The sequence below is a fragment of the Haliea sp. E1-2-M8 genome (assembly GCF_030649675.1).
Taxonomy (GTDB): Bacteria; Pseudomonadota; Gammaproteobacteria; order Pseudomonadales; family Halieaceae; genus Haliea.
The window spans coordinates 90,626-114,412 of record NZ_JAUTDR010000014.1 but is presented as its reverse complement, the minus strand read 5'-3'; the positions used below and the strand labels follow the sequence as shown (position 1 = coordinate 114,412).

26 protein-coding genes are annotated in these 23,787 nt (G+C 63.3%); 10 read left to right on the top strand and 16 right to left on the bottom strand.

Annotated features, from left to right (window positions below; all coding sequences use genetic code 11):
* Positions 1-779: 779 nt before the first annotated feature.
* The 3 genes from Q6D67_RS13405 to Q6D67_RS13395 all read right to left on the bottom strand — a co-directional run bounded on the left by Q6D67_RS13405 (position 780) and on the right by Q6D67_RS13395 (position 2,485).
* Complete coding sequence (locus Q6D67_RS13405; RefSeq protein WP_304706163.1) at positions 780-1,097, bottom strand: hypothetical protein; 318 nt, start codon at positions 1,095-1,097, stop codon at positions 780-782.
* 145 nt (positions 1,098-1,242) lie between these two features.
* Complete coding sequence (locus Q6D67_RS13400; protein WP_304706162.1) at positions 1,243-1,893, bottom strand: hypothetical protein; 651 nt, start codon at positions 1,891-1,893, stop codon at positions 1,243-1,245.
* Between the two features lie 334 nt (positions 1,894-2,227).
* The gene (locus tag Q6D67_RS13395) at positions 2,228-2,485 is read right to left on the bottom strand and encodes a UDP binding domain-containing protein (protein WP_304706161.1); all 258 of its coding nucleotides are present in this window, start codon (positions 2,483-2,485) and stop codon (positions 2,228-2,230) included.
* Positions 2,486-2,522: 37 nt separating this feature from the next.
* On the opposite strand from Q6D67_RS13395, the gene Q6D67_RS21810 reads away from it, so the two are divergent.
* Positions 2,523-2,699, top strand: a complete 177-nt coding sequence (locus tag Q6D67_RS21810) for a DUF4351 domain-containing protein (RefSeq protein ID WP_370551962.1) — start codon at positions 2,523-2,525, stop codon at positions 2,697-2,699.
* Between the two features lie 35 nt (positions 2,700-2,734).
* Here the strand turns inward: Q6D67_RS21810 and Q6D67_RS13390 are convergent, their stop codons facing one another.
* Together Q6D67_RS13390 and Q6D67_RS13385 are read right to left on the bottom strand one after the other, a co-directional pair.
* Positions 2,735-2,956 (bottom strand): type II toxin-antitoxin system VapC family toxin, encoded by a 222-nt coding sequence (locus tag Q6D67_RS13390; protein ID WP_304706172.1) that lies wholly within the window; start codon positions 2,954-2,956, stop codon positions 2,735-2,737.
* A 42-nt stretch (positions 2,957-2,998) separates the two neighbouring features.
* On the bottom strand, positions 2,999-3,247 hold the full coding sequence (locus Q6D67_RS13385; protein WP_304706160.1) for a type II toxin-antitoxin system Phd/YefM family antitoxin: 249 nt from the start codon (positions 3,245-3,247) through the stop codon (positions 2,999-3,001).
* Between the two features lie 76 nt (positions 3,248-3,323).
* On the opposite strand from Q6D67_RS13385, the gene Q6D67_RS13380 reads away from it, so the two are divergent.
* The gene (locus Q6D67_RS13380) at positions 3,324-3,554 is read left to right on the top strand and encodes a DUF4351 domain-containing protein (RefSeq protein WP_304706159.1); all 231 of its coding nucleotides are present in this window, start codon (positions 3,324-3,326) and stop codon (positions 3,552-3,554) included.
* Positions 3,555-3,615: 61 nt separating this feature from the next.
* Here the strand turns inward: Q6D67_RS13380 and Q6D67_RS13375 are convergent, their stop codons facing one another.
* Complete coding sequence (locus tag Q6D67_RS13375; protein ID WP_304706158.1) at positions 3,616-4,236, bottom strand: hypothetical protein; 621 nt, start codon at positions 4,234-4,236, stop codon at positions 3,616-3,618.
* Positions 4,237-4,373: 137 nt separating this feature from the next.
* Between Q6D67_RS13375 and Q6D67_RS13370 the strand changes: the two genes are divergently transcribed.
* The 3 genes from Q6D67_RS13370 to Q6D67_RS13360 are packed head-to-tail and all read left to right on the top strand — an operon-like array spanning position 4,374 to position 7,613.
* A complete protein-coding gene (locus tag Q6D67_RS13370) occupies positions 4,374-5,129 on the top strand; it encodes a peptidase (protein ID WP_304706157.1) in 756 nt (251 codons plus the stop codon).
* A gap of 4 nt (positions 5,130-5,133) precedes the next feature.
* Complete coding sequence (locus tag Q6D67_RS13365; RefSeq protein WP_304706156.1) at positions 5,134-6,720, top strand: thymidine phosphorylase family protein; 1,587 nt, start codon at positions 5,134-5,136, stop codon at positions 6,718-6,720.
* Positions 6,720-7,613: a ribose-phosphate diphosphokinase gene (locus tag Q6D67_RS13360; RefSeq protein WP_304706155.1), complete on the top strand. Its 894-nt coding sequence runs from the start codon at positions 6,720-6,722 to the stop codon at positions 7,611-7,613. Before Q6D67_RS13365 ends, Q6D67_RS13360 begins: the two co-directional genes overlap by 1 nt.
* Before the next feature lie 132 nt (positions 7,614-7,745).
* Here the strand turns inward: Q6D67_RS13360 and Q6D67_RS13355 are convergent, their stop codons facing one another.
* Genes Q6D67_RS13355 through Q6D67_RS13345 form a run of 3 tightly spaced genes read right to left on the bottom strand, consistent with a single transcriptional unit; the run spans position 7,746 to position 11,151 of the window.
* Positions 7,746-8,771, bottom strand: a complete 1,026-nt coding sequence (locus Q6D67_RS13355) for a putative zinc-binding metallopeptidase (RefSeq protein WP_304706154.1) — start codon at positions 8,769-8,771, stop codon at positions 7,746-7,748.
* On the bottom strand, positions 8,768-9,706 hold the full coding sequence (locus tag Q6D67_RS13350; protein WP_304706153.1) for an alpha-E domain-containing protein: 939 nt from the start codon (positions 9,704-9,706) through the stop codon (positions 8,768-8,770). The genes Q6D67_RS13355 and Q6D67_RS13350 overlap by 4 nt, the downstream gene beginning before the upstream one ends.
* Positions 9,703-11,151: a circularly permuted type 2 ATP-grasp protein gene (locus tag Q6D67_RS13345; RefSeq protein ID WP_304706152.1), complete on the bottom strand. Its 1,449-nt coding sequence runs from the start codon at positions 11,149-11,151 to the stop codon at positions 9,703-9,705. The genes Q6D67_RS13350 and Q6D67_RS13345 overlap by 4 nt, the downstream gene beginning before the upstream one ends.
* 230 nt (positions 11,152-11,381) lie before the next feature.
* On the opposite strand from Q6D67_RS13345, the gene Q6D67_RS13340 reads away from it, so the two are divergent.
* The 5 genes from Q6D67_RS13340 (at position 11,382) to Q6D67_RS13320 (ending at position 17,222) form a co-directional block, all read left to right on the top strand.
* Positions 11,382-13,508 (top strand): molybdopterin oxidoreductase family protein, encoded by a 2,127-nt coding sequence (locus Q6D67_RS13340; protein WP_304706151.1) that lies wholly within the window; start codon positions 11,382-11,384, stop codon positions 13,506-13,508.
* Between the two features lie 79 nt (positions 13,509-13,587).
* Positions 13,588-14,184, top strand: coding sequence for a LemA family protein (locus Q6D67_RS13335; protein ID WP_304706150.1), 597 nt, complete (start codon positions 13,588-13,590; stop codon positions 14,182-14,184).
* A 35-nt stretch (positions 14,185-14,219) separates the two neighbouring features.
* Positions 14,220-16,193 (top strand): M48 family metallopeptidase, encoded by a 1,974-nt coding sequence (locus Q6D67_RS13330; RefSeq protein ID WP_304706149.1) that lies wholly within the window; start codon positions 14,220-14,222, stop codon positions 16,191-16,193.
* 182 nt (positions 16,194-16,375) lie between these two features.
* Complete coding sequence (locus Q6D67_RS13325) at positions 16,376-16,771, top strand: helix-turn-helix domain-containing protein (RefSeq protein ID WP_304706148.1); 396 nt, start codon at positions 16,376-16,378, stop codon at positions 16,769-16,771.
* A 67-nt stretch (positions 16,772-16,838) separates the two neighbouring features.
* Positions 16,839-17,222, top strand: coding sequence for an MAPEG family protein (locus Q6D67_RS13320; protein ID WP_304706147.1), 384 nt, complete (start codon positions 16,839-16,841; stop codon positions 17,220-17,222).
* Between the two features lie 18 nt (positions 17,223-17,240).
* On the opposite strand, the gene Q6D67_RS13315 is transcribed toward Q6D67_RS13320, so the two are convergent.
* The 7 genes from Q6D67_RS13315 to hfq form a co-directional block, all read right to left on the bottom strand.
* On the bottom strand, positions 17,241-18,536 hold the full coding sequence (locus Q6D67_RS13315) for an adenylosuccinate synthase (RefSeq protein ID WP_304706146.1): 1,296 nt from the start codon (positions 18,534-18,536) through the stop codon (positions 17,241-17,243).
* 23 nt (positions 18,537-18,559) lie between these two features.
* Positions 18,560-19,729 carry an ATP phosphoribosyltransferase regulatory subunit gene (locus Q6D67_RS13310; protein ID WP_304706145.1) on the bottom strand — a complete coding sequence of 390 codons (1,170 nt, stop codon included), beginning with the start codon at positions 19,727-19,729 and terminating at the stop codon, positions 18,560-18,562.
* Between the two features lie 8 nt (positions 19,730-19,737).
* Positions 19,738-19,932, bottom strand: coding sequence for a DUF2065 domain-containing protein (locus tag Q6D67_RS13305; RefSeq protein WP_304706144.1), 195 nt, complete (start codon positions 19,930-19,932; stop codon positions 19,738-19,740).
* A gap of 124 nt (positions 19,933-20,056) precedes the next feature.
* A complete protein-coding gene (gene hflC, locus Q6D67_RS13300) occupies positions 20,057-20,932 on the bottom strand; it encodes a protease modulator HflC (RefSeq protein WP_304706143.1) in 876 nt (291 codons plus the stop codon).
* Between the two features lies 1 nt (position 20,933).
* Positions 20,934-22,094, bottom strand: a complete 1,161-nt coding sequence (gene hflK / locus Q6D67_RS13295; protein WP_304706142.1) for an FtsH protease activity modulator HflK — start codon at positions 22,092-22,094, stop codon at positions 20,934-20,936.
* 59 nt (positions 22,095-22,153) lie between these two features.
* Entirely contained in the window at positions 22,154-23,431 is a 1,278-nt protein-coding gene (gene hflX, locus Q6D67_RS13290; protein WP_304706141.1) for a ribosome rescue GTPase HflX, read from the bottom strand.
* A gap of 56 nt (positions 23,432-23,487) precedes the next feature.
* Positions 23,488-23,739 carry an RNA chaperone Hfq gene (gene hfq, locus Q6D67_RS13285; protein ID WP_304706140.1) on the bottom strand — a complete coding sequence of 84 codons (252 nt, stop codon included), beginning with the start codon at positions 23,737-23,739 and terminating at the stop codon, positions 23,488-23,490.
* Positions 23,740-23,787 lie beyond the last annotated feature (48 nt).

Sequence of the window (23,787 nt, the reverse complement as noted above, 5' to 3'; positions counted from 1 at the left end):
GGGCAAATCGCGGCGATCGCGGATTGTTGCTGATATGGATACAGAGTTTCGGGAACTGCTGATCGATTGCTGAGGCAGTAGTTGTATAGCGCTAAATACCCTCGATGGTGAGACTGCAACGATTCCTGCGCTGCGACATCAGAAAGCAGCCGGATACTAACAACTCACCTGCGCGCCGGTATTGGTCATCAAAAACGATCAAAATCTCCGCGGATATAGTCACTCAGTCCCGCTTTTTTGGTCTTTACTAGATCAACTGGCAGGTATCTGCCAGGAAAGGCGGGACATGCACCCGCAGGCTACGAATGTCTCCGCGGAATCGCTCGACGATCAACGTCTCATCTTCGATCCTGCGGGTGCGCTTGAGCCCAATGACGAATACTCAGGGATTGCCGTCACACCGGCCCCTATATCACTTTCGCAGACTCAAGCATGCATGTCCCGATATTCACTTTAGCAGGTGGGGAGGATATTGCCGATGAGACGTTTTTCGGTTATAACCAGCGCAAGCAACCAAAACGCTTGAATATAAGGCTCCCGCTCAACCCAGCCACGCCCGCGCATCAGCCTGCTGCCACGGGATGCCCCACCGTCCGCCTCTCCGGGCTTCCGAGCATTTCTAAGCGAATCAAACGCCAATGTGGTCATCATAGCCCTCCTGCAGACGCTGGCAAGATCCTGCCCCTTGGCCAGTCCACAGCATCGCAAAACCATCGCCCAATTGGTACATCAAAACCTACCAAAATCCGGCAAAACCCGCCCCCGTGAAAGCCCCGCAATCAACCCCGCCGCGGCAAAAACTGCCCCAACTTACTCAGGTTTTTCAACGCCAGGGTGCCCAGCCCCCCTACCCCACTGGCACGCAGGGCACGGTAGTCCTCGCTGGACTTTCTGATCACATTACGCAGGGAGCGATTGCTCGCCCCACCAACGCGCATGGTAACCAGCACCTCCGGGATATAGGCCGCCTTGAACTCAGGGGGAGAGAAGAGCCGCAGAATGAAGTCATAATCAGCGGCGATGCGATAGCCGGTATTGAAGCTGCCGATACGCTCATACCACTCCTTGCGGACGTACAGGGCGGGGGGCGGTGGCATCCAGCCTCGACGCAGCCGGGCCGGCGTATACTCACCCGCACACCAGTAGCGCAACAGCTTGTTGGTGTCCGCTTTGCGGCCATAACACAGACCCCATAAACGCCCTGCGCTGTCGGATCTTGTTTTGTCGCTGTGCCTGCATTTGTCAGGGCATTTCATGCACATGTTTGATAAAGGACTGTGCATCCTTGGAACAACCCAATGCTTGACCAATCGCTACGAATTCTACGAGCAATCCGTCAGTTGTATGCACCATGATTTTTTTCTCTATTTTTCCTAGCTTAGCAATCAATTTAGCTTCGCTCTTTCTTTCCTTGGCGCTCAAATGAACTCCGCCTTTTACGTTGGCGATGTACTTTATGACTTCGCGTCGATTGAATGTTTTTCCATCAACGACGCCTGAAAGAGATGAAAGGTACTCGCTGAGCGAGAATTCCCTGTCGCCAGGATAGCCATTCTCCCGCAACGGTGGACCCAATGAGTTCCCGATTGGCGATGAGCCTTTATTCATCATCATGCAGGCCATTTGGATTCCGCGGAAATTGGCTCCCGCAGCGATTGCATAGACAATTTGTGAGAGATTTCCGGGTGAAGCGATCTCGTTGATCGAGACTGCAATAAGTTTAGGCTGCTTTGGCCAGCCAATAGCCCGCCAAGCAGTGCCGTAAACACCTTCAAACAGAAGCCTTCGTAAAACTGCACTTCCATGACGAATTTCACGCTCAGTGATTTCTGGCCCCCACTCCGCTAGATACAGAAGATCGTCAGCAACTACTTCTAAATCATCTCTGGTCATGGAGATGTTCCCTAACTGATCATGGCGGAGGGGGATTCACGCACGTGGTAGATGTTCTTCTTGTAGGTGACTGCCAGCAGCGCGTAGCGCCTGGAAAAAATCTCCGCGAAAGTCGCTTTTCGTTTTTAACCAGCGCAAGCAACCAAAGCGCATGGATTCCAGTTCACTCCAGCCACGCATGCATTATCGGCACAACCATGACAATAGCGAGAAGTTATAGGTGGCGGTAATGACTGACATCAAAACGTTATTCCTGGGAATAAATGTAGTCTCAGCGAGGCAAGCCCATGGACCAAACTAGACCGCAAGGACAAATCAAAACCGACCAACTAGATCACGCCCGCACAATATGCGCCGCCCCCTCCCGATACACCCCCCGCGTATCCACAATCAGCCGGGCATGGTCCCTGATCAGCGCGTAATCAAAGGCATCGTGGTTCGTCGCAAGCACCACCGCGTCAAAGGCCGCCGGGCCCTCGGGTGTCAACTCCACACTCTGCAGGTCAAAGCGATAGCGGCGCATCGGCGGGAAGACGGGCACGTGCGGGTCGCTGTAGGCCACCTCCCCGCCCTTGTGCTGGATCAGCTCCATCCATTCAGCGCGGCGAGAGGGGCTGAAAGATGGGCTGGTGCAAGGGCTGGAGCAAGGTGAGCGCCGTGTCCTCCAGCGCCAGCTGACTCGTCGCTTTGGTGAGCTCCCTGCCTGGGTCTTGCAAAAGCTGGAACACGCCTCCGCGGAAACGCTGGAAACCTGGACGGATGACGTTTTGACGGCCAGTTCACTCGAAGAGTTGTTCGGTCGGTAACGGTGAAAGCGCGGGAGATGGTGCTTTCCCGAGGTTTACACGTGCTCGCTACTGATCCCCAGCCCCTTGGCCGCTTTGGCCAGCCCCTTGTCCAGCGTGACCAGACGCGCACCGTGGTTGGCCGCCAAGGCAAGATGCAAGGCATCCCCTGCCCGCAGGCCGGTTTTGAATTGATCCGCATAACGAGCCGCCGCATTGAAGTCCCCCGCAGTGACTTGCAGGCAGTTAAACGTTTCTTCCTTTAGTGTGGTGAACAGTGCCAGCGCATCGGCAAGGTATGTCGGTATCCAGCTACAACATCAATAGCGAGCGTTATCGCGCTGCTCACGCATAAATTCGCCGGCGCTCTGCACTTGCTCTGGCATGCCATCGGTTAACGCGCGCAGCAGAGGCAGCGACACCGGTTTGCGCGGCGCTGCCGGGCGGACAAGTTGTGCCACAGGCTTACCGTGCTTGGTGATAAACAGGGTTTCACCACGTGCCGCGCGCTCGGTAATTTCACTCAGATGTGCCTTGGCATCGGCCAGGCTGATGGTTTCAGTGCTCACAGAGAGTCCAATTTATGACTAATTAATTGGTTGTATTAGGCCCCATAGCAAATATTGGCAAGCCGCTAGCGGGGAAATGAGATCATCTATTACCGCGGTGTGCAGGGGCCACGACTACAAGGTTATTGAAACTGACCGCTGCCGCCACGGAGGGCGCCGTGTGCTCCAGCGCCTGCTGATGCGTCGCTTTGGTGAACTCCCTGCCTGGGTCTTGCAAAAACTGGAGGACGCCTCCGCGGAAACGCTGGAAACCTGGACGGATGACGTTTTGACGGCCAGTTCACTCGAAGAGTTGTTCGGTCAGTAGCTTCGATTATTCCGAAGCAGCACCATCCTCCGCCAGCTTGCGCAGCCCCGCAACCGCTCCATCAGGTCGCCGTAACACCGTTAAAGATTTCCTGGCAGTAGGCCGTTGCATAGGATTTGCCATCACTGGGAATCTGGGCGCCCTGTAGCGCGTCCCCTTCCTGAACAGAACAAAAATAGTCCAGCGTGCATTGCTCGGCAGTCAGAGGGTCCCCCTGAAAATCCGTGCCACTGACGAACGTGTAGCTGACAGTCACCGGGGCACCGCAGGTATTGATGAAACAGGGCGGCGGATTGGGGCCATCAGCCGTGTAGGTCTGGCTGCCGTTACAGCTGCTCGCCCCAATACTGGGTACGGCAGCAACCCCCGCCGTGATGTCCTGCACCCAGAGACCTGCGCCCAGCGTTAACCCCAGGCCGGCCACTGGCGCCAGCGTGCGCAATATCGCGGGCTTGTCACGCATAACGCGCAGCATCACTACCATCACCAGCAGCGCCAGGGCTATCGTTCCATACAGTCCCAGGGTGGGTACTGCAGTGGCGCCAGATGTCCAGTTCAGGGTGAATGTCGAGCTTCCTGCCGCCCCTCCTGCCCATGAAGCCTGGGAAGCAAGCAAACCCACAAGGCCGGAAAGGCCGGAAAGGCCGGAAAGGCCGGAAAGGCCGGAAATAATTTTACGCATGACGCCCCCTACTATTGATTTTTAGTAGACTTTACCCTTGGCTCACAAATGTCGCAAGTCCACAGCCTGTAGTAATCATCCGCGGCTGCCAGTATGCTTGCGCGCAGTAGCAGCCGATGGACCCTGAGCCCCCCCCAATGACCTATTGCCTCGCCATCGCCGTGGAAGACGGCCTGATCTTTTGCTCCGACTCCCGGACCAATGCAGGCCCCGACCGCGTCAGCACCTACAGCAAGATGCACCGGTTCTCGGTAGCCTACGACCGCTCCCTGATCCTGCTCAGCGCCGGCAACCTGGCCACCAGCCAGGCGGTGATTGCCCAGATCCAGCGCGACCTGGAGGAAGATGCCAAGTTCAACATCCTCAAGGCCCGCTATGTCGCCGACGTGGCGGACTATGTCGGCGAAATCAGCGTCACCGAGCAGGCCCGGTACACCGCTTCCAGCGCGCCGGTAGCGGGGCCCTCCTTCAACGCCTCGGCTACCTTTATTCTCGGCGGGCAAATCAAGGGCCATCACCAGGCCCTCTACCTGATCTACCCGGAGGGCAACCACATCACCGCCTCCGAGTTGTACCCGTACTTGCAGATCGGCGAGACCAAGTATGGCAAACCCATCCTCGACCGGATCGTGCGACCAAGCACGCCCTACGAAACGGCGATGCGCTGCGCCCTGGTATCCATGGACTCCACCATCCGTTCCAACGCCACCGTGGGCCCGCCGCTGGAGTGCCTGTACTATCGCAACGACAGCCTCAAACCCTATGCGCGCTATTTCACCCTGGAGGAGCACCACCCCTACCTGGCCAAGCTGCGCCAGAGCTGGGATGACAATATCCGCGAAGCCTTCGCCAAGCTGCCGCTTCTGAGCGAGGTCCTAGGGGACGACGACTGAGACGATGAAGAAACTCGAGCCAGCAACCGACGCAGCGGGGGCTGCCCTGGCCGCCTCCACCCTCGCGCTGCGCCGGGTAGGCATCGATACCTACCGCGAAAACGTGGCCTACCTGCACCGGGAATGCGAGCTGTACCGGGCGGAGGGTTTCCAGGCGCTGGCCAAGGTCGAGGTGAGCAGCAACGGCCGCCGGATTCTGGCCAGCGTCAACGTGGTGGATGACGCTGCGATCGTCGGCTGCGACGAACTGGGCCTGTCCGAAGATGCGTTTACCCTGCTGGGGCTGGGTGAGGGGCAGCAGGTCCAGGTCTCCCAGGCCGAACCGGCCAGCTCCATCCCCGCCCTGCACCGCAAGATCGCCGGGGAAAGACTGAACGCAGAAGACTTCAGCGCCATCGTCAACGACATCGCCGAACACCGCTATTCCAAGATCGAGCTGACCGCCTTCGTGGTGGCCTGCAACCAGTCTGAACTGGACCGTGAAGAGGTCTTTTTCCTCAGCGACGCCATGAGCCATGTCGGGCGCCGCCTGAACTGGGGCGAACACCCGGTGGTGGACAAGCACTGTATCGGCGGCATCCCCGGCAATCGCACGTCGATGCTGGTGGTGCCTATCGTGGCCGCCCACGGCATGCTCTGCCCGAAGACTTCGTCCCGGGCCATCACTTCCCCCGCCGGTACCGCCGACACCATGGAGGTGCTGGCGACAGTGGAACTGCCGTTTGACCAGCTCGAGGACATCGTCCACACCCATCGCGGCTGCCTGGCCTGGGGCGGGACCAGCGACCTGTCGCCGGCGGATGACGTGCTGATTGCGGTGGAGCGGCCGCTGTCGATCGACTCGCCGGGGCAGATGGTGGCCTCGATCCTGTCGAAAAAAGTCTCCGCCGGATCGACCCACCTGGTCCTGGACATCCCCATTGGACCCACCGCCAAGGTGCGCTCCATGCCGGAAGCACAGCGCCTGCGGCGCCTGTTCGAATTCGTCGCCAAACGCATGGGGCTGACCCTGGATGTGGTGGTCACGGATGGCCGCCAGCCGGTAGGCAATGGCATCGGCCCGGTGCTGGAGGCCCGCGATGTGATGCGGGTGCTGCAAAATCACGCAGAGGCGCCCAATGATCTGCGCCAGAAGGCCCTGCGCCTTGCCGGCCGCATGCTGGAGTTTGATCCGGACGTGCGCGGCGGCGACGGCTTTGCCATCGCCCGGGATATTCTCGACTCGGGCAGAGCCCTGCAGAAAATGCAGGATATTATCGCCGCCCAGGGGGCGAAGTCCTTTGACCCGGAACACCCGCCGCTGGCGCCACTGTGCTTCGAAATCCACGCCGGCGAATCCGGCACGGTTATCGGCATCGACAACCTGCAGCTGGCCCGCATCGCCCGTCAGGCGGGTGCGCCCCGGGCCGCCGGCGCCGGCGTCGACCTGCTGGCCAAACTGGGCAGTACGGTCGCAGCCGGCGACCTTCTGTACCGGGTCTATGCCGCCTACCCCACGGAGCTCGGTTTCGCCCGCCAGCTCTGCGAACGCGCCACTGGCTTTGACATAGGCGACGCCGCCGCCATGCCGCGGCTGTTCGTGGAATTCTGATGTCCGCCCTGCTGCTGTACTTTGCCGACGAGCAGGCCGCGGCAGCTCGGCTGGCCCGGGCCTGCGCCCTGCCCATGGCGGCAATCGCCTGTCACCGCTTCCCGGATGATGAACTCAAGCTGACGCTGCCAGGTACGGGCGCTGGCGATCCACCGGACACCATGGTGATCTACCGCGGCCTGGACCGGCCCAACGAAAAACTTGTCGAACTGCTGCTGGTGGCCCGACATGCGCGACAACTGGGCGTGCGGCGCCTGCTGCTGGTAACGCCCTACCTGGGCTACATGCGTCAGGACATCGCCTTCCAGCCGGGGGAAATTGTCAGCCAGAAGATCATCGGCGGTTTCCTGGCGGAGCTGTTTGACGGCCTGATCACCGTGGACCCCCATCTCCATCGCATCAGCCGCCTGCAGCAGGCAGTGCCGCTGGCCGACGCCATCGCCCTTTCCGCCGCACCCAGCCTGGCGGAACTGGTGGTGCAGCGCCGGCAGCAGCCGCTGCTGGTTGGCCCGGATGCGGAGTCCGCGCAGTGGGTCGAAAGCGCAGCGCGGGCACAAGGCCTGGACTACGCCGTGTGCAGCAAGGTACGTCACGGGGACACCCGGGTGGAGATCGCGCTGCCGGCGATTGACGTCAGCGACCGTGCGATCGTACTGCTGGATGATGTCGCCAGCTCCGGCCGCACCCTGGCCGCGGCCGCCCGCCTGCTGCTGGCGGCGGGCGCGCGCTCCGTGGACGTCGCCGTCACCCACGCCCTGTTTGCCGGCGACGCGCTGCAGGTGATGGCGGCGGCGGGCGTCGGCGAAGTCTGGAGCACTGACTGCATCGCCCATCCCAGCAACGCGGTGCCCATGGCGCCTCTGCTGGCTGCAGCCCTGCTACCGCTGCTGTGAAAAAGGGGTCCCGGAAAAGGGGTCAGGTCCATTTACGAAAAAGGGGTCAGGTCCATTTATGCCTGCATAAATGGACCTGACCCCTTTTTCGCCTTTTTCGGGACCTGACCCCTTTTTTTCACTCCGCGCCGTTTAGCGCATGGTCTGCAACCGCCGAATCGCCCGCTCCACGAAGCAGAGCTTGGACTCCACGAAACTGTTGATCACGAAGGGGTAGGCGTCGCCGCGGCCGACGCTGCGATTGAGCTCGTTCAGGGTGATACTGAGGTCGCGCCAGAGCGCGATGCGGTCATTGATGTCCAGACTGTCGATGTCCAGGGTGGTCACCCCGTAGGCCGCCGCGGTCTCCAGGGCGTCCTCGATGTGCAGGTAGTGTCCCCAGGTTTCGGCCCAGTCCTCCGCCGGGTGGGCGCTGGCATAGGCGCTGATGTAGTAGTTGCGCCACTCCGGTGAAGGTCCCTCGCGGTAGTGCCGGGCCAGGGCGCCGGCGTAATCCATGGTCTCGTCGCCGAACAGGGTCGAGAAATCCGCCCGCAGGTCGTTGTCGCGCCACAGCCGCGACCAATAGTAGTGGCCGGACTCGTGGCGCAGGTGGCCCAGCACCGTGCGGTAGCTTTCGTTCATCTGCTCCCGCGCCGCAACCCGGGCCACCTCGTCTGCCTCCAGGGTATTGATGGTAATCACGCCCCCCAGGAAGCCGGTGCTGGCGAATGTCTCGGCAAAGTCCTCGTGGCTGCGGCCGTCCTCGATAAAGTCCAGCAACAGACCGTTGCGGGGGTCGCGCCAGCCGTCTACCAGTGGCAGGCTGAGGCTGAGCAGGGTATAGAACAAACGCTTCTTGCCCTGCTCCAGGATCCACCAACGCTGGATGTTGCCGGGCAGGGACAGGTTGGGGATGGTACGGTTGAACTGGCAACCGAAGCAGAGGGGGTGTGGGTCGTCAGCCGGACACAACCAATTGCAGACGTCCCATTGGGTAGCGTTTTCGCAGAAGCGGTACTGGACACCGCTGGCACCGAGGAACAGCCCGTCGCCCTGAGGCTGCAGGCTCTGTATGCTCAGGGTTGTGGGGTCGATGCCGAGCCGGGCGCCGCAGTTCACGCACTCCCGGCTTTCGAAAAAGACCTGGCTGCCGCAGGCACACTGGAGGCGTTTCATGGGGTATCCGGGTGGAACCAGGTCGATGTGATGGCCTGGTGCAACTCGCTCAGGAGTGACTGGAATTCATCGATATAGCGGTGCAGTTCGTCCCGCGACATGTTCGTGGCGTCCAGTCGCGACAGCTTGCGCCGGCCGCGGTCCAGCACGCGCAGGGCTGCCTGGTGGTTGCTCAGCGGCTTGAGCTCCTCGCGGACACCGGCGAGACAGAAAGCCACTGAGCGTGGCAGCGACGCTTCCCGGAACACGAATTCCACTACCCCCTCCGCCTCCACCAGCGGCCCGATCATCCGCCGGTAGGCGCCGAAGGCCGACAGGGCCTGCAGCAGGGAGGCCCAGATCAACGGATCAATGGCGCCGTGGGTGCCGTCCCGGGCGAGGATCTCACCCGCACCGACATCCATCAGGCGGGTGGTCATGTCCGATCGCTCCAACAGGTGACCCAGCTTGAGGAAACGGTAGACGTGATCACGCGGCAGAGTGGAAGCCAGCATGCCGTTGATCAGCTGGCAGCGGTTGACGATTTGCTCCAGGAAGGCCTGGCGATTGCGCCGGCCCACGGACTTCTCCGCCATGTCGCTGGTGTACAGGTAGAGTTCGTTGATCTGCTCCCAGATTTCCTCGGGCAGCACATCGCGGGTAGTGCGCACGTTTTCCCGGGCCCAGCGCACCGAAAACGGAATGCTGGAAACATTGTCCTTCTCCGCCAACAGGTAACGCAGCACGTTCTGCTCATTGCCCACACGGTGATTTTCGTAGAAGGCGGCTTCGGCATCGAGAATCCGAATCAGCACATCCCAGCCCAGCTCCGAACCCCGGGGGATGTCCATGATCAGGTGGTTGTAGGCCGCCACCAGGCGCGCGGTATCTTCCGCCCGCTCCAGATAGCGCGCCATCCAGTACAGCCGCTCGGCAACGCTGGACAGCATGGTCATACCTTGCCCTCCACGATCCAGGTATCCTTGCTGCCACCGCCCTGGGAGGAATTCACCACCAGCGAGCCCTTGACCAGCGCCACCCGGGTCAGGCCCCCCGGGGTCACCCAACTATCCTTGCCCTGCAGGATAAAGGGCCGGAGATCCAGGTGCCGCGGCTCGACGGCGTCGTCTATGTAAGTGGGCGCGGTAGACAGGGCCAGAGTCGGCTGGGCTACATAGTTGCGCGGGTTCTCCTCGATCAGGCGGGCAAACTTGCGCCGCACCGCCGCGGTGCTGTGGGGCCCGACCATGATGCCGTAGCCACCGGATTCATTGGCGGGCTTCACCACCAGCTTGTCCAGGTTCTTCAGCACATACTCCCGGTCCTTCTCCCGCATGCACAGGTAGGTCGGGACGCTGGCCAGCAGCGGCTTCTCCTTCAGGTAGTAGCGGATCATGTCCGGCACGTAGGCATAGATGACCTTGTCGTCCGCCACCCCGCTGCCGGGCGCATTGGCGATGGCGACCTTGCCTGCCTTCCAGGCCCGCATGAGGCCGGGCGCCCCGAGCATGGAATCCGGCAGGAACGCCTCCGGATCCATGAACTCCTCATCGATGCGCCGGTAGATCACGTCCACTCGCACCGGCCCGTCGACCGTGCGCATGTAGACACAGTCGTCGTCCGGCACCAGCAAGTCGCTGCCCTGCACCAGCTCCGCCCCCATACCCTGGGCGAGGTAGGCGTGTTCGAAGTAAGCGGAGTTGTAGATACCCGGGGTCAGCACCGCGATACAGGGACGACGGCGCTCCCGCGGCGACAGGGAGGCCAGGGTCTGGTACAGCTTGGACGGGTAGTCGTCCACCGGCAGGATGCTGTAGTTCTCGAACAGCTCCGGCAGCACCCGCTTGGTGATCTCGCGGTTTTCCAGCATGTAGGACACTCCGGAGGGAACCCGCAGGTTGTCCTCCAGGACATAGAACTTGCCGTCGCCATCGCGCACCAGGTCCGAACCACAAACGTGGGCCCAGACCCCGAAGCGCGGCGACATGCCGGCGCAGGGCGCCTTGTAATTGCTGGACTCGAGCACGACTTCCGCCGGCACCACGCCATCGGCGAGTATCGATTGTTTGTTGTAGACGTCGTCGATGAAACGGTTGAGGGCGCGGCTGCGCTGGCGCAGACCGTCGCTGACCGCCTGCCATTGGCGCGCGGAAATGACCCGGGGAATGATATCGAAGGGCCAGGCCCGGTCTATGTTGCCGCCCTCGGTATAGACGGTGAAGGAGATACCCATTTCGCGGATCGCGAGTTCAGCGGCGGCACGGCGCGCGGCCATTTCCTCGGTGGGTAGCTGCTGCAACAGCCTGATGGCGCCGCGGGCCGCGGCCCGGGGCTGTCCCTTGGGAGTAATCAGCTCGTCGAAAAAGTTGCCCGTTTGATACGACTTCCAACTCTCGTTCATCGTTTCCCTGACTACAGTAGAGCATCTCGTTTGAGGTTACACCGGGAAAAGGGGTCGGAAAAGGGGGTCAGGTCCATTTATGCCCGGGAAAAGGGGTCAGGTCCATTTATGCAGGCATAAATGGACCTGACCCCTTTTCCTGACCCCTTCTCCCGCGAGCGGCAGCTGCTTAACCGCCCCGCCCAAACCCGCTACACTGCGGCTACAACCCTAACCATAACGTTGCCGCCATGACCAGAGCCATTCACCATCGCGCTTGCCACCTCTGCGAAGCCATCTGCGGCCTGCTGATCGAAACCGACGGTGAGCAGATCCTGTCGATCAAGGGCGACCCGGACGATCCGCTGAGTCGCGGCCACATCTGCCCCAAAGCGGTCGCCCTGCAGGATATCCACGAGGATCCGGATCGTCTGCGCGGCCCCGTACGCCGGATCCGGGGCGTAAACGGCGCTGCGGACCAGTGGCGGGACATCGGCTGGGACGAGGCTCTGGACACCACGGCGCGGCAGCTGGTGGCAATTGCCCAGCGCGACGGCGTCAACGCCATCGGCATCTACATGGGCAACCCGACCGTGCACAACTACGGCATGATGACCCACCAGAAAAACCTGTTCCGCCACTTCCGTACCGACAACCGTTTTTCCGCCACCTCGGTGGACCAGCTGCCGCACCACCTGGTAGCCATGTGGCTGTTCGGACACAAGTCCCTGTTCCCGATCCCGGACATCGACCGCTGCGACTACTTCCTGATGCTGGGCGCCAACCCGATCGCCTCCAACGGCAGCATCTGGACCGTGCCCGACGTGCGCCGGCGGATCAAGGATCTCAAGCGCCGCGGCGGCAAGCTGGTGGTGGTGGACCCGCGGCGCACGGAAACCGCGCAGCTTGCCAGCGAGCACCTGTTTATCACCCCGGGCAGCGACGCCCTGTTCCTGCTGGCGCTGCTGCAGACCCTGTTTGCCGAGGATCTCGTCGACCCGGGCGCGCTCAGCGGCTTTGTCAGCGGGCTGGATACGGTCGCGGTGGCGATCGCCGACTTTACCCCCGAATTTGCGGCGCCCCATACCGGCATTGATGCAGAAACCACCCGCCGCCTGGCCCGCGAACTGGCCGCTGCCGGCGCCGGCATCTGCTACGGCCGCATGGGGGTATCCACCCAGGCCTACGGCACCCTGTGCCAGTGGGCGCTACAGCTGCTCAATATCGCCACCGGCAACCTCGACCAGCCCGGCGGCTCCCTGTTCACCCTGCCGGCGGTGGATCAGGTCAGCGGCATCAGCCCCGGCGGCTTTGGCCGCCACCACAGCCGGGTGCGCGGGCTGCCCGAGTTCGACCGGGAACTGCCCGCCGCGGCCATGGCGGAGGAAATTACCACCCCCGGGGAGGGCCAGATCCGGGCCCTGTTCGTCGGCGCCGGCAATCCGGTGCTGTCCACCCCCAACGGTCGCCAGCTGGATGCGGCCCTGGAGCAGCTGGAGTTCATGGCCTGCCTGGATCCCTACCTGAATGAGACCACCCGCCAGGCGGATATCATCCTGCCGCCAACATCGCCGCTGGAGCACGATCACTACGACCTGGGCTTTCATATCAACGCCATTCGCAACACCGCCCGCCACAGCGAGGCCGTATTCCCCAAACCCGAGGGCGCCCTGCACGACTGGGAAATTTTCGCCGAGCTCGGCAACCGGGTGGCGGAGCTGCTGGGCCAGGCTCCCCAGCCGACGCTGCCACCGCACGAGATCATCGACCTGGGCCTGCAGATGGGGCCTTACAGCGCGCGCCAGGGCAGCCCCCACGCCCTGAGCCTGGCGGAACTGCGGCAACACCCATCCGGCATTGACCTGGGCCCGCTGCAACCGCAGCTGCCCCAGCGCCTGCAAACCCGTGACCAAACCATCAACTGCGCCACGCCCCAGCCCCTCGCGGACCTGCAGCGACTGCGGGACGAGTTCGCCGAGCCCGGGGACGGACTGCTGCGGCTGATCGGGCGCCGCCACGTGCGCTCCAACAACTCCTGGATGCACAACTATCGGCGGCTGGTCAAAGGCAAGGATCGCTGCACCCTGCTCATGCACCCGCGGGACATGCAGAGCCGGGACATCGCCGATGGGGTCGAGGTCACGCTGAGTTCCAGGGCCGGTGCGGTCAAGGTGACGGTGGAGGCCAGCGAGGACATGATGCCCGGTGTGGTCAGCCTGCCCCACGGTTACGGTCACGACCGTCCCGGGATCCGCATGCAGACCGCAGTGCGCCACGCGGGCGTCAGCTGCAATGACGTCACCGATGAGTTGGCGCTGGACGTCCTCTCGGGCAACGCCGCGGTCAACGGCGTGCCGGTGACTGTCAGCCCCGCCTGACCCCGCAGGGGCTGCCATAGCCCCGTCGCGGTTTTCAGGTAGAATCCAAAGACTGGACACCGCCTTGGAGGGCGCAGGCATGGAAATCTCCACCATCATTTTCTGGCTGATACTGCTGGCGCTGGTTATTTATGTCATCGCCATCTACAACCAGCTGGTCACGCTCAAGAACCGTTATCAAAATGCGTTTGCGCAGATCGAAGTGCAACTCAAGCGGCGCTACGACCTCATTCCCAACCTGGTGGAAACCGCCAAGGGCTACATGAGCCACGAGCGCGAGACCCTGGATGCGGTGACCACGGCGCGCAACGAGGCCGCCGCCATCCTCAAGTCACTGGGCGCCGGCAACATCGGCGGCGCGGACATGGCAAAGCTGGCCGGGGCGGAGAATGCCCTGCAGGGCGCGCTGGGCAAGCTCAGCGTCACCATGGAAGCCTACCCGGACCTGAAAGCCAGCGAGAACATGCAGCAGCTGTCCGAGGAGCTGACCAATACCGAGAACCGGGTCGCCTTCGCGCGCCAGGGCTACAACGACGCCGTGATGGCCTTTAACACCTACCGCCAGAGTATGCCGCCGGTGCTGTTTGCAGCCACTTTCGGCCATCCCAACGACGCCGAATTGCTGGAATTCGACGACTCGGTGCAAATTCAGGCGGCGCCACAGGTCAGCTTCTGAGCAGCGGCCGCGCAGCAACCGCCTGAGGGCCGTTAGTGGACTTCTTTGCCCGGCAGGACCTGGCGCGGCGCAACACGCGCCTGCTGACCGTTCTGTTCCTGCTCGCCGTGGCGGGCCTGATCCTGCTGACCAATGCCATGGTCGCGGCCTTCCTCTGGTGGGGCGACAGCTACAACCTCTATGCCGGCCAGCGCGGGGGCTGGCGGGAGTTTCTGTCCTACTTCAACTGGCAGCGTTTTGGCGGCATCGGCCTCGGGGTCGGCGCCACGGTGGCCATGGTCTCGCTGGTCAAATGGCTACAGCTGGCTTCCGGTGGCAAGGTGGTGGCGGAAGCCATGGGCGGCGTCCGGGTACTGTCGCAAACCCGGGACCGGGCGGAGCGCCGCTGCCTCAATATCGTCGATGAAATGGCCCTGGCCGCGGGCATGCCGGTACCGCCGGTGTATGTCATGAACGGCGAGCGCGGCATCAACGCGTTCGCCGCCGGTATCAGCCCCGCCGACGCGGTGATCGGCGTCACCCGCGGCACCATTGCGCACCTCAAACGGCACGAGCTGCAGGGCGTGATTGCCCACGAGTTCAGCCACATTCTCAATGGCGACATGCGCCTCAATATTCGCCTCGCGGCGCTGCTCAAGGGCATCACCTTTATCGGCGATGTGGGCTATATTCTGATGCGCTCCAGCAGCCATCATCGCACCGGCAACGACCGCGACCGCAGCTCCGGCGGCCCGGCACTGCCCCTGCTGGGGGCGGGGCTGTGGATTACCGGCTGGCTGGGCGGGCTGGCGGCGGGCTTTATCAAGTCCGCCATCAGCCGGCAGAAGGAATACCTGGCAGATGCCTGTGCGGTGCAGTACACCCGCGACAACACCGGCATCGCCGACGCCCTCAAGGTGATCGGCGGTTATCTCCCGGGCTCGCTGGTGCACGCCGCCCGGGCCGACGAGATGTCGCACATCTTCTTCGGCCAGATCCGTCACCAGCTGTGGCAACTGTTCGCCACTCATCCGCCGCTGCCGCAGCGGATCCGGCGCCTGGACCCGCAGTGGGACGGCCAGTACCTCGAGCGGCAGGTGGTGCATTACCCGGAGCACCCCGCCCGGCCGGGTGCCGGCGAAGTTGGAGTCGGGCGCGCGGCGCTGGTGACCGCGGCCCTGGCCGTCACCGGGTTGGCCCGGGAAGCCACGGCCGACGCTGACGCCGATGCCGACTTCGGCCCCGAGCCAGACCAGCTGGAGGAGGCGACGGCTGCCCGCCACAAGCTGCCGCTGGCCTTCATCCGCTACAGCCATGAACCGCTCGGAGCCACCGCGCTGGTCATGGCCCTGCTGTTCAGCCCCGACGCCAGCGTGCGCAAGGTTCAGTACGCCCTGCTGCGGGACAGCGGCGTCAGTGGCCTGGAGGATTTGGCCCACACGTTGCGCGAGGGGGTGGCACAGCTCGACCCGGGGTTGCGGCTACCGCTGATAGAACTGTGCCTGCCGGCCCTGAAGAGCCAGTCGGCGGACCAGTACCAGCAGTTCAAGCGAACCCTGCTGGGCCTGATCCGGGCCGACCGCCGCACCGACCTGCTGGAATGGAGCCTGTACCAGCTGCTGCGCCATTACCTCGACCCGGAGTTTATCCAGGTGAAACCCGCCACGGCGCGCCATCGCAGCCTGGACAAGGTGCGCTACCATCTGCGGGTGGTACTGTCGATGCTGGCCTACCACGGCAGCGGCGAAGCCGCGGCCACCTTCCGTCTGGCAGCGGACGAGCTGGGCTACCCCGCGCTGCAGTTGCTGCCGGTGGCAGACTGCAGCCTGGAAGCCTTTGCCCGGGCCGTGCATCAGCTGGCCGATTGTTACCCCCTGCTCAAGCCCCCGGTGCTGAAAGCCATGAGCAGGGCCGCCAGCGCCGACGGCACACTCAGCCCGGTGGAGCGGGAACTGCTGACGAGTCTCGCCGCGGTCATGGACTGCCCCCTGCCCGGCACCCTGGGCAACCTGTCCACAACCATCCCCTAGCGCCGCTTTTCACCAATTGCGCCCAGCCAGGGGGCGCGCGCGGCAGGGCCGCGAATTCTCTGCTATCTTTTGGCTTCGGCACCGCAAAACCGCCCGCCCGCAGCTCCACGGAAGGAGCCACCGGCAACGGCGGGGTGCCGCAAGCTTTGACCTGCAAAAACCTGAACAGGGAGGTTCTGGTTATGGAACAGACTCAAACCGCACTCAACCCGGCCCGCTGGCGCGATTCCCGCCCCGCCGCCAGCGTCCGCCTCTACGCTGAATCGCGCACCACCGACAGGGTGCTGCATATCCTGCTGCGCGGGGATCTGTCGCGACTGCGGGTGGATACCGTGGCCGCGCAGCTCGGCATGAGCGCCACTACCCTGCGGCGGCGCCTGCGCACCGACCACACCCACTACCAGTTCCTGCTGGACCGCGCCCGGCAGTACCGCTGCGAACAGGTACTGCGCAGCAACTGGCGGCCGGGGAAATGCCTGGCCCATGAGCTGGGCTATCTGGAGGTCAACAGCTTCTACCGGGCCTTCCGCCGCTGGACCGGGATCGGTTTCAGCGCCTGGAAGCTGCGCCACTACTGACAGCGCTGGACAAGCTGGCGGGGCGGGCGGTATAAGAGGGTCCCCTCTCACAACCCGGAAACCCCGCATGGCTCTGGTGGCGTTGATTACCCTGTTGATACTGGTGCAGTACCTGGTTTTTATCATGCTCTGTGGCGCTGAACGCGGCCGCTCGGGCCTGGCCGCGCCGGCCATGACCGGCGACCCGGGCTTCGAGCGGGCCTACCGGGTGCAGATGAACACTCTGGAACAACTGCTGGTGACATTGCCGGCGCTGTGGCTGAGCGCCCTCTACTTCAACCCGGAAATAGCGGCCAGTCTCGGGCTCGCGTTCATGGTCGGCCGCATCCTGTACCGCAACAGCTACGTCAGGGACCCCGCGAAACGGGGCCCCGGCATGATCATCGGCTTTCTTGCCAATATCGGGCTGCTGGCGACCGCGCTCTGGGGCCTGGTGCCGCACCTCTGGTAGACAGGCGCTGCACCGCGCTCAGGCGTCGAAGGGATGGCGCAGGACGATGGTCTCCACCCGGTCCGGCCCGGTGGAGATGATGTCGATGGGTGCTCCCACCACTTCCTCGATCTTGTGGATGTAATCCAGGGCGGCCTTTGGCAGTTCCTCCAGGGTGCGGGCGCCCACGGTGGACTCGCTCCAGCCCGGCACCTCTTCATATACTGGCACCAGCCCGTCGTAGTCGTCTGAATCCACCGGATTCGGTACCGGGCTGCCGCTGCTGTCCGCATAGCCCACACAGATCTGGATCGTCTCCAGCCCGTCCAGTACATCCAGCTTGGTCAGGCACAGGCCGGACACGGAGTTGATGTTCACCGCATTGCGCAGGGCCACGGCGTCAAACCAGCCGCAGCGGCGGGGACGGCCGGTAGTGGCGCCGAACTCGTGACCGCGGGAGGCCAGGTGCGCCCCGGTGGCGTCGAACAGCTCGGTGGGGAAAGGGCCCGAACCCACCCGTGTGGTGTAGGCCTTGGTGATGCCCAGCACGTAATCCAGAAACAGTGGCCCAAAACCGGAGCCGGTGGCGGTGCCGCCCGCCGTGGTATTGGAGCTGGTGACGAAGGGGTAGGTGCCGTGGTCGATATCCAGCAGGGAGCCCTGGGCGCCCTCGAACATGATATTGGCGTCGGTTTTGCGGCACTCGTGCAAAATGGCGGTGACATCGGCGACCATGGGCAGCAGCTCGGCCGCCATTTCCAGCGTTTCCCGCAGGACCGTTTCGTAGTCCAGCGGCGCCACCTTGTAGTAATGCTCCAGCTGGAAGTTGTGGTAATCCATGACTTCCCGCAGCTTGGTGGCAAAACGCTGCGGGTCCTTGAGATCGCCGAGACGAACCCCGCGACGGGCGGCCTTGTCCTCGTAGGCCGGGCCGATACCGCGCCCGGTGGTGCCGATCTTCTCGACCCCGCGGCGCGCTTCCCGGGCCAGGTCCAACGCCACGTGATAGGGCAGGATCAGGGGGCAGGAGGGGGAAATCCGCAGGCGCTCGCGCACCGGCACCCCCTTGGTCTCCAGTTCGCCAATCTCCTTCAGCAGTGCATCCGGTGCCAGCACCACGCCGTTGCCGATCAGGCACTGGACATTGGCCCGCAGGATACCCGAGGGAATCAGGTGCAACACGGTCTTCTGGCCGTCGATGACCAGGGTGTGGCCGGCGTTGTGGCCGCCCTGGAAACGGACCACGGCGTTGGCCTGGTCGGTCAGCAGATCAACGATCTTGCCCTTGCCCTCATCGCCCCACTGGGTACCGAGAACCACTACATTCTTGCTCATGAACATCCAACTCGTGTGATTGATCAGGAAGCGAGGGGCTGTACCAGCCACTCGCCAGCAACTTCCACCAACTGCCGGTCGCAGCGCGGATCAGGGTCGGCCCCCAGGCAGTTGATCACGATCTCGCCGCCGGCGCGCAGAGCCGCGACCCGCGCCAACAGCCCGGGAGCATCGCCAGGGGGTGCGCTGATGGCGCCTCGTTCCGGCGCCTGCGCCGGGAACAGCGACATCAGAGCCTTGAGATCCGAGGCGAAGCCGGTGGCGGGCCGGGCCCGGCCGAAGACCTTGCCGACATCGTTGTAACGGCCGCCATTGGCCAGGGCCTGGCCGTGCCCGGGCACGTAGGCGGCAAATACCAGACCGGTATGATAGTGATAGCCGCGCAGTTCGGCGAGGTCAAAGTAGATCGCCAGCTCCGGGTGCCGCTGCTCAACCGCAGCGGCAACGGCCTCCAGCGCCGCCACCGCGGCCAGGGCTTCCGGCGCAGAACCGGCGAGCTGGTCCCGCGCACGGGCGAGTACCGAGGCGTCACCGTGCAGGTCCAGCAGGCCGGTGATCAGCGCTACCACCGGCTCGGCCAATCCCGCGAGAGCCTGTGCCAGGTCCGGCCGGGATTTGCGCTGCAGGGCGTCAAACACCTCAGCTTCCTGCTCGGCTGTGAGTTCCGCCGCATCCAGCACGGCCTCGTACACGCCCACGTGCCCCAGGTCCAGGGTAATCCGGGCAAGCCCGGCCCGCTCCAGCGTCGCCAGCATCAGCCCGATCACTTCCACATCCGCGGCGAGACTGTCATCGCCGTAGAGTTCGGCGCCGAGCTGGATCGGTGAGCGCGAGGCCAGCAGGGACTGGGGACGGGTGTGCAGGGTGGACCCCGCGTAGCAGAGTCGGGTAATACCGGGCTCGGCGAGACTATGGGCGTCTATACGAGCAACCTGGGGGGTGATATCGGCGCGGATCCCGAGGGTCCGGCCGCTGATCTGGTCGGTCATCTTGAAGGTGAGCAGGTCCAGGTCTTCGCCCAGGCCAATGAGCAGGGATTCGGTGAATTCCATCAGTGGCGGAATCACCAGCTGGTAGCCCCAGCTCTGGTAGAGATCCAGCAGTTCACGCCGCAGACGCTCCACCACCAGCGCCTGCTCGGGCAGCACTTCCTCGACCCCGTCGGGCAATTGCCAGCGATCCACTGTCGTCATAACCAGCCTTAATGCACCCAATACAAAAGCGCCAACCCGAACAGCATGCTGCCCAGGCCAACGTTGCGGATGACCCGGTCCTGCTGCTGGGCCACCCCGAGCATCATTTGCCGCCAGGCCCTTGGGCTCAGAAACGGCACGACACCCTCGATAACCAGTACCAGCGCCAGGGCCACCGGCAGAACCTGCCAGAACTCCACCATCAACCCCCTGTTGCCGCGGTCATAAAAAAACCGCGGGTCACCGGCGTTTGTGGGTAAAACGCCAGATCCCACGGTTATCGAATTCTACCACAGGCACCGCTGAAGGCACCTGCGTTTTTCCGGACTAATTGCCGCCCGTTGAATCCTTCAGGTAGCGAAAGAACTCGCTGTCGGGCTGGATCAGCAGCAGGTCGCCACTGCCCTGGAAGGCGTCCTGATAGGCCCGCAGGCTGCGGGTGAAAGAGTAGAACTCGGGGTCTGTAGTAAAGGCACTGGCGTAGATACCAGTGGCATTGGCGTCACCTTCACCGCGAATCAGTTCCGCATCGCGGTAGGCGTTGGCCTCGAGTACCGTCACCTCACGGTCCGCGGCTGCGCGAATACCTTCGGCCAGTTCCTGGCCCTGGGCGCGGTGTTCGCGGGCTTCCTTCTCGCGCTCCGCGTTCATGCGCCGGTACACAGACTCGGACACATCAGGCGGCAGATCGATCTGCTTGACCCGCACATCCAGTACCTCGACACCGTATTCCTCGAGCGCCACCTCTGACAGCTCCGCAGTCAGCGCTTCCATCAGCTCGTCGCGCTGCCCGGAGACCACTTCCTGGATGGTCCTGATCGCCACCTGGTTGCGCAGTCCGTCGTTGATCCGCTGCCCCAGCAGGGCACTGGCCCGCGCCTCTTCACCGTTGGTGGCGGTGTAGAACTTCGCCGTATCCGCCACCCGGAACTTGGCGTAGGAATCCACAATCAGCGCCTTTTTCTCCTGGGTGAAGAAACGCTCGGCAGTGGCGTCCACGGTCAGCAGGCGCGCCTCGAACTTGCGGATGTTGTTGACGAAGGGAATCTTCACATGCAGCCCGGGCCGGATGTCGGGATTGACCACCTCGCCAAACTTGAGCATCACTGCGCGCTCGGTTTCCTTGACCACATAGACCGTGTTGCTGAGCACAAACAGCGCCAGCACCGCGACCAACATCCAGGTCATACCTTTACCGCCCATCTTAACGACCTCCTCTGCGGTTGTTGGCCGAAGCATCATCCTGCCGCAGCTGTTCTCTTACGGCGTTGGTCAGCTCACGAATGGTGTTGGAGTCCAGCCTGCCACCAACGCGGGGCACCGCCGGGCCGGAGGCCTCCGTCATCTTGTCCAGCGGCAGGTACATCACGTTATTGCCGCCCTCGACGTCGACCATGACCTTGCTGGTGTTGCGGAAGACCCGCTGCAACGCATCCAGGTACAGGCGTTCGCGGGTCACCTCGGGCGCCTTGGCATATTCCGTCAGCAGCGCCATGAAGCGCTCTGCCTCACCCTCGGCTTCCGCCACCACCTGTTCACGATAGGCGCTCGCCTCCTCGATCACCCGCTGGGCGCGACCGCGAGCTTCCGGAACGATGCCATTGGCATAGGCCTGGGCCTCATTCTTCAGCCGCTCTTCGTCCTCGCGGGCCTTGATCACGTCGTCAAACGCTGCCTGCACCTGGGTCGGCGGCTTCGACTCGTCGATGTTGACCTTCACCACGCGGATGCCGGTCTCGTACATGTCGAGGTAGCGCTGCAGACGAGTCTGCACGTCGACCCCGATCTGAGCGCGACCTTCAGTCAGCGCAGCGTCCATGGTGGTGTCGCCCACCACGTGCCGCAGCGCACTCTGGGCCGCGTGCTGCAGTGAGTTTTCCGGATCGCGGACCTTGAGCACGAAGCTGGTGGGGTCAAGGATCACGTACTGCACCGACATGCGAACCTCAACGATATTCTCGTCCCGGGTCAGCATGATTTCGCGGAAGGTGGCCGCGCGGACCTTGGTCGTGTTGACCTTGATCACCTCGTCGATCAGCGGCGGGTTCCACTGCAGGCCCGGTTGCAAAGTGTCGTAGTACTTGCCGAAGCGCAGCACCACGGCCCGCTCCTGCTCGTCGACCTGGTACAGGCCCATCAGTGCCCAGACCACCACCGCGACCAGCGCAGCAACCACGAACAAACTGGCCGGGATACCCCTGCCGCCGCCGGATTTACCGCCACTGCCGCCGCGACCGCCAAAGATGCCGCCCAGTTTTTCCTGCAGCTTCTTCAGCGCTTCGTCGAGGTCCGGTGGCCCCTGCTCGCCGCCACCCCAAGGGTCCTTGGGCTTGTTGCCGCCACCACCCGGTTCATTCCAGGCCATACCTAACTCCTGTTAACAAAGTCGACGCAGTCTATCAAAAAATTCCTGGCGCAGGGGTTTTACTCCCAGGGCGCCGGCTCCGGTGCCACTTTCATCAGCCGATTCCAGTCGGCCCGCGGTAGCCGCACGTTCAGGTGGGCAACACCGTCCTCGCTATAGTGTTCGGCAGCGACAGCGCCAAGGCGATACAGGGCAGCGCGCAGGCTGCCCTGTTCCGGGTCCAGCTGCAGCTCCTCCTCGACCATGTCGTCACCGACCAGCTCGGCGATGGCCTTGACCAGCAATTCGCAGCCCGCTCCGCTGGACGCACTCAGCCACACGCGCTCTGGTTTACCCGCCTCATCGTAATCAATCCGGGGGCTCTGCTCCAACAGGTCCAGTTTGTTGTAGACCTGCAACAGAGGGATTTCGGCTGCGCCTATTTCCTCCAGCACCGCCTCGACCTGATGGATATTGTCCTCGCGAGCCTCGGCGGCAACGTCGATCACGTGCAGCAGGAGGTCGGCACTGACAGTCTCTTCCAGGGTGGCCTTGAACGCCTCCACCAGCTTGTGCGGCAGGTGGGCAATAAACCCGACGGTGTCCGCCAGGATGACCGGGCCGGCCTCGTCCAGGTCCAGCCGCCGCAGGGTCGGGTCCAGGGTCGCGAACAGCTGGTCCGCGGCGAACACGGCAGCCCCGGTGAGCCGATTGAACAGGGTCGATTTGCCGGCGTTGGTGTAGCCCACCAGGGCAATCGTGGGCACCTCGGCCCGACGCCGGGAGCGCCGCCCCTGGTCGCGCTGGCGCTGCACCTTCCGCAGCCGGGCCTGGATCGACTTGATCCGCGCCCGCAGCAGGCGGCGGTCGGTCTCGAGCTGGGTTTCCCCCGGGCCCCGCAGGCCGATACCGCCCTTCTGCCGCTCCAGGTGGGTCCAGCCCCGCACCAGCCGGGTGCTCATATGCTGCAACTGCGCCAGCTCTACCTGCAACTTGCCTTCGTGGGTGCGCGCGCGCTGGGCGAAGATGTCCAGGATCAGGCCGGTGCGATCCAGCACCCGACATTTCAGCTCCCGCTCCAGGTTGCGCTCCTGGCTGGGGCTGAGCGCATGGTTGAACATGACGATCTCGGCCTCATGCAGCGCCACCTCGGCGGCGATTTCCTCCAGCTTGCCGGAACCGACAAAGGTGCGGGAATCGGGCACCGAGCGGCTGCCCATGACAAAAGCCACAGGGTCTCCGCCCGCGGACAAGACCAGCTCTTCAAACTCGCGGGGATCCTCCCGCTCGTCTTCGCTGGCTATGGTGAGGTGGACAAGGACTGCGCGTTCGCCGGACGCCGGGCGCTCAAAAAACAAGAGTACCTCGAACGCCGCGGGCGCTGGCTGCGGCGCCGGGGCGCCGCAGCCCGGGGCTAACTTTCGCCTTCATCATCTTCCGGCGGATTCTGCATGGGCATACGCACCACGCGGGAGGGAACGACAGTCGAAATGGCGTGCTTGTATACCATTTGGCTCACGGTGTTCTTGAGCAGCACAACAAATTGGTCAAAAGACTCGATCTGGCCCTGCAACTTGATACCGTTTACCAGGTAAATGGAAACGGGGACGCGTTCCTTACGTAAAATATTCAGGTAAGGGTCTTGTAGCGTGTGCCCTTTTGACATATGTATCTCCTTGGTCGGCTCAATGGGAGCCCAAAATGATTAATTGTT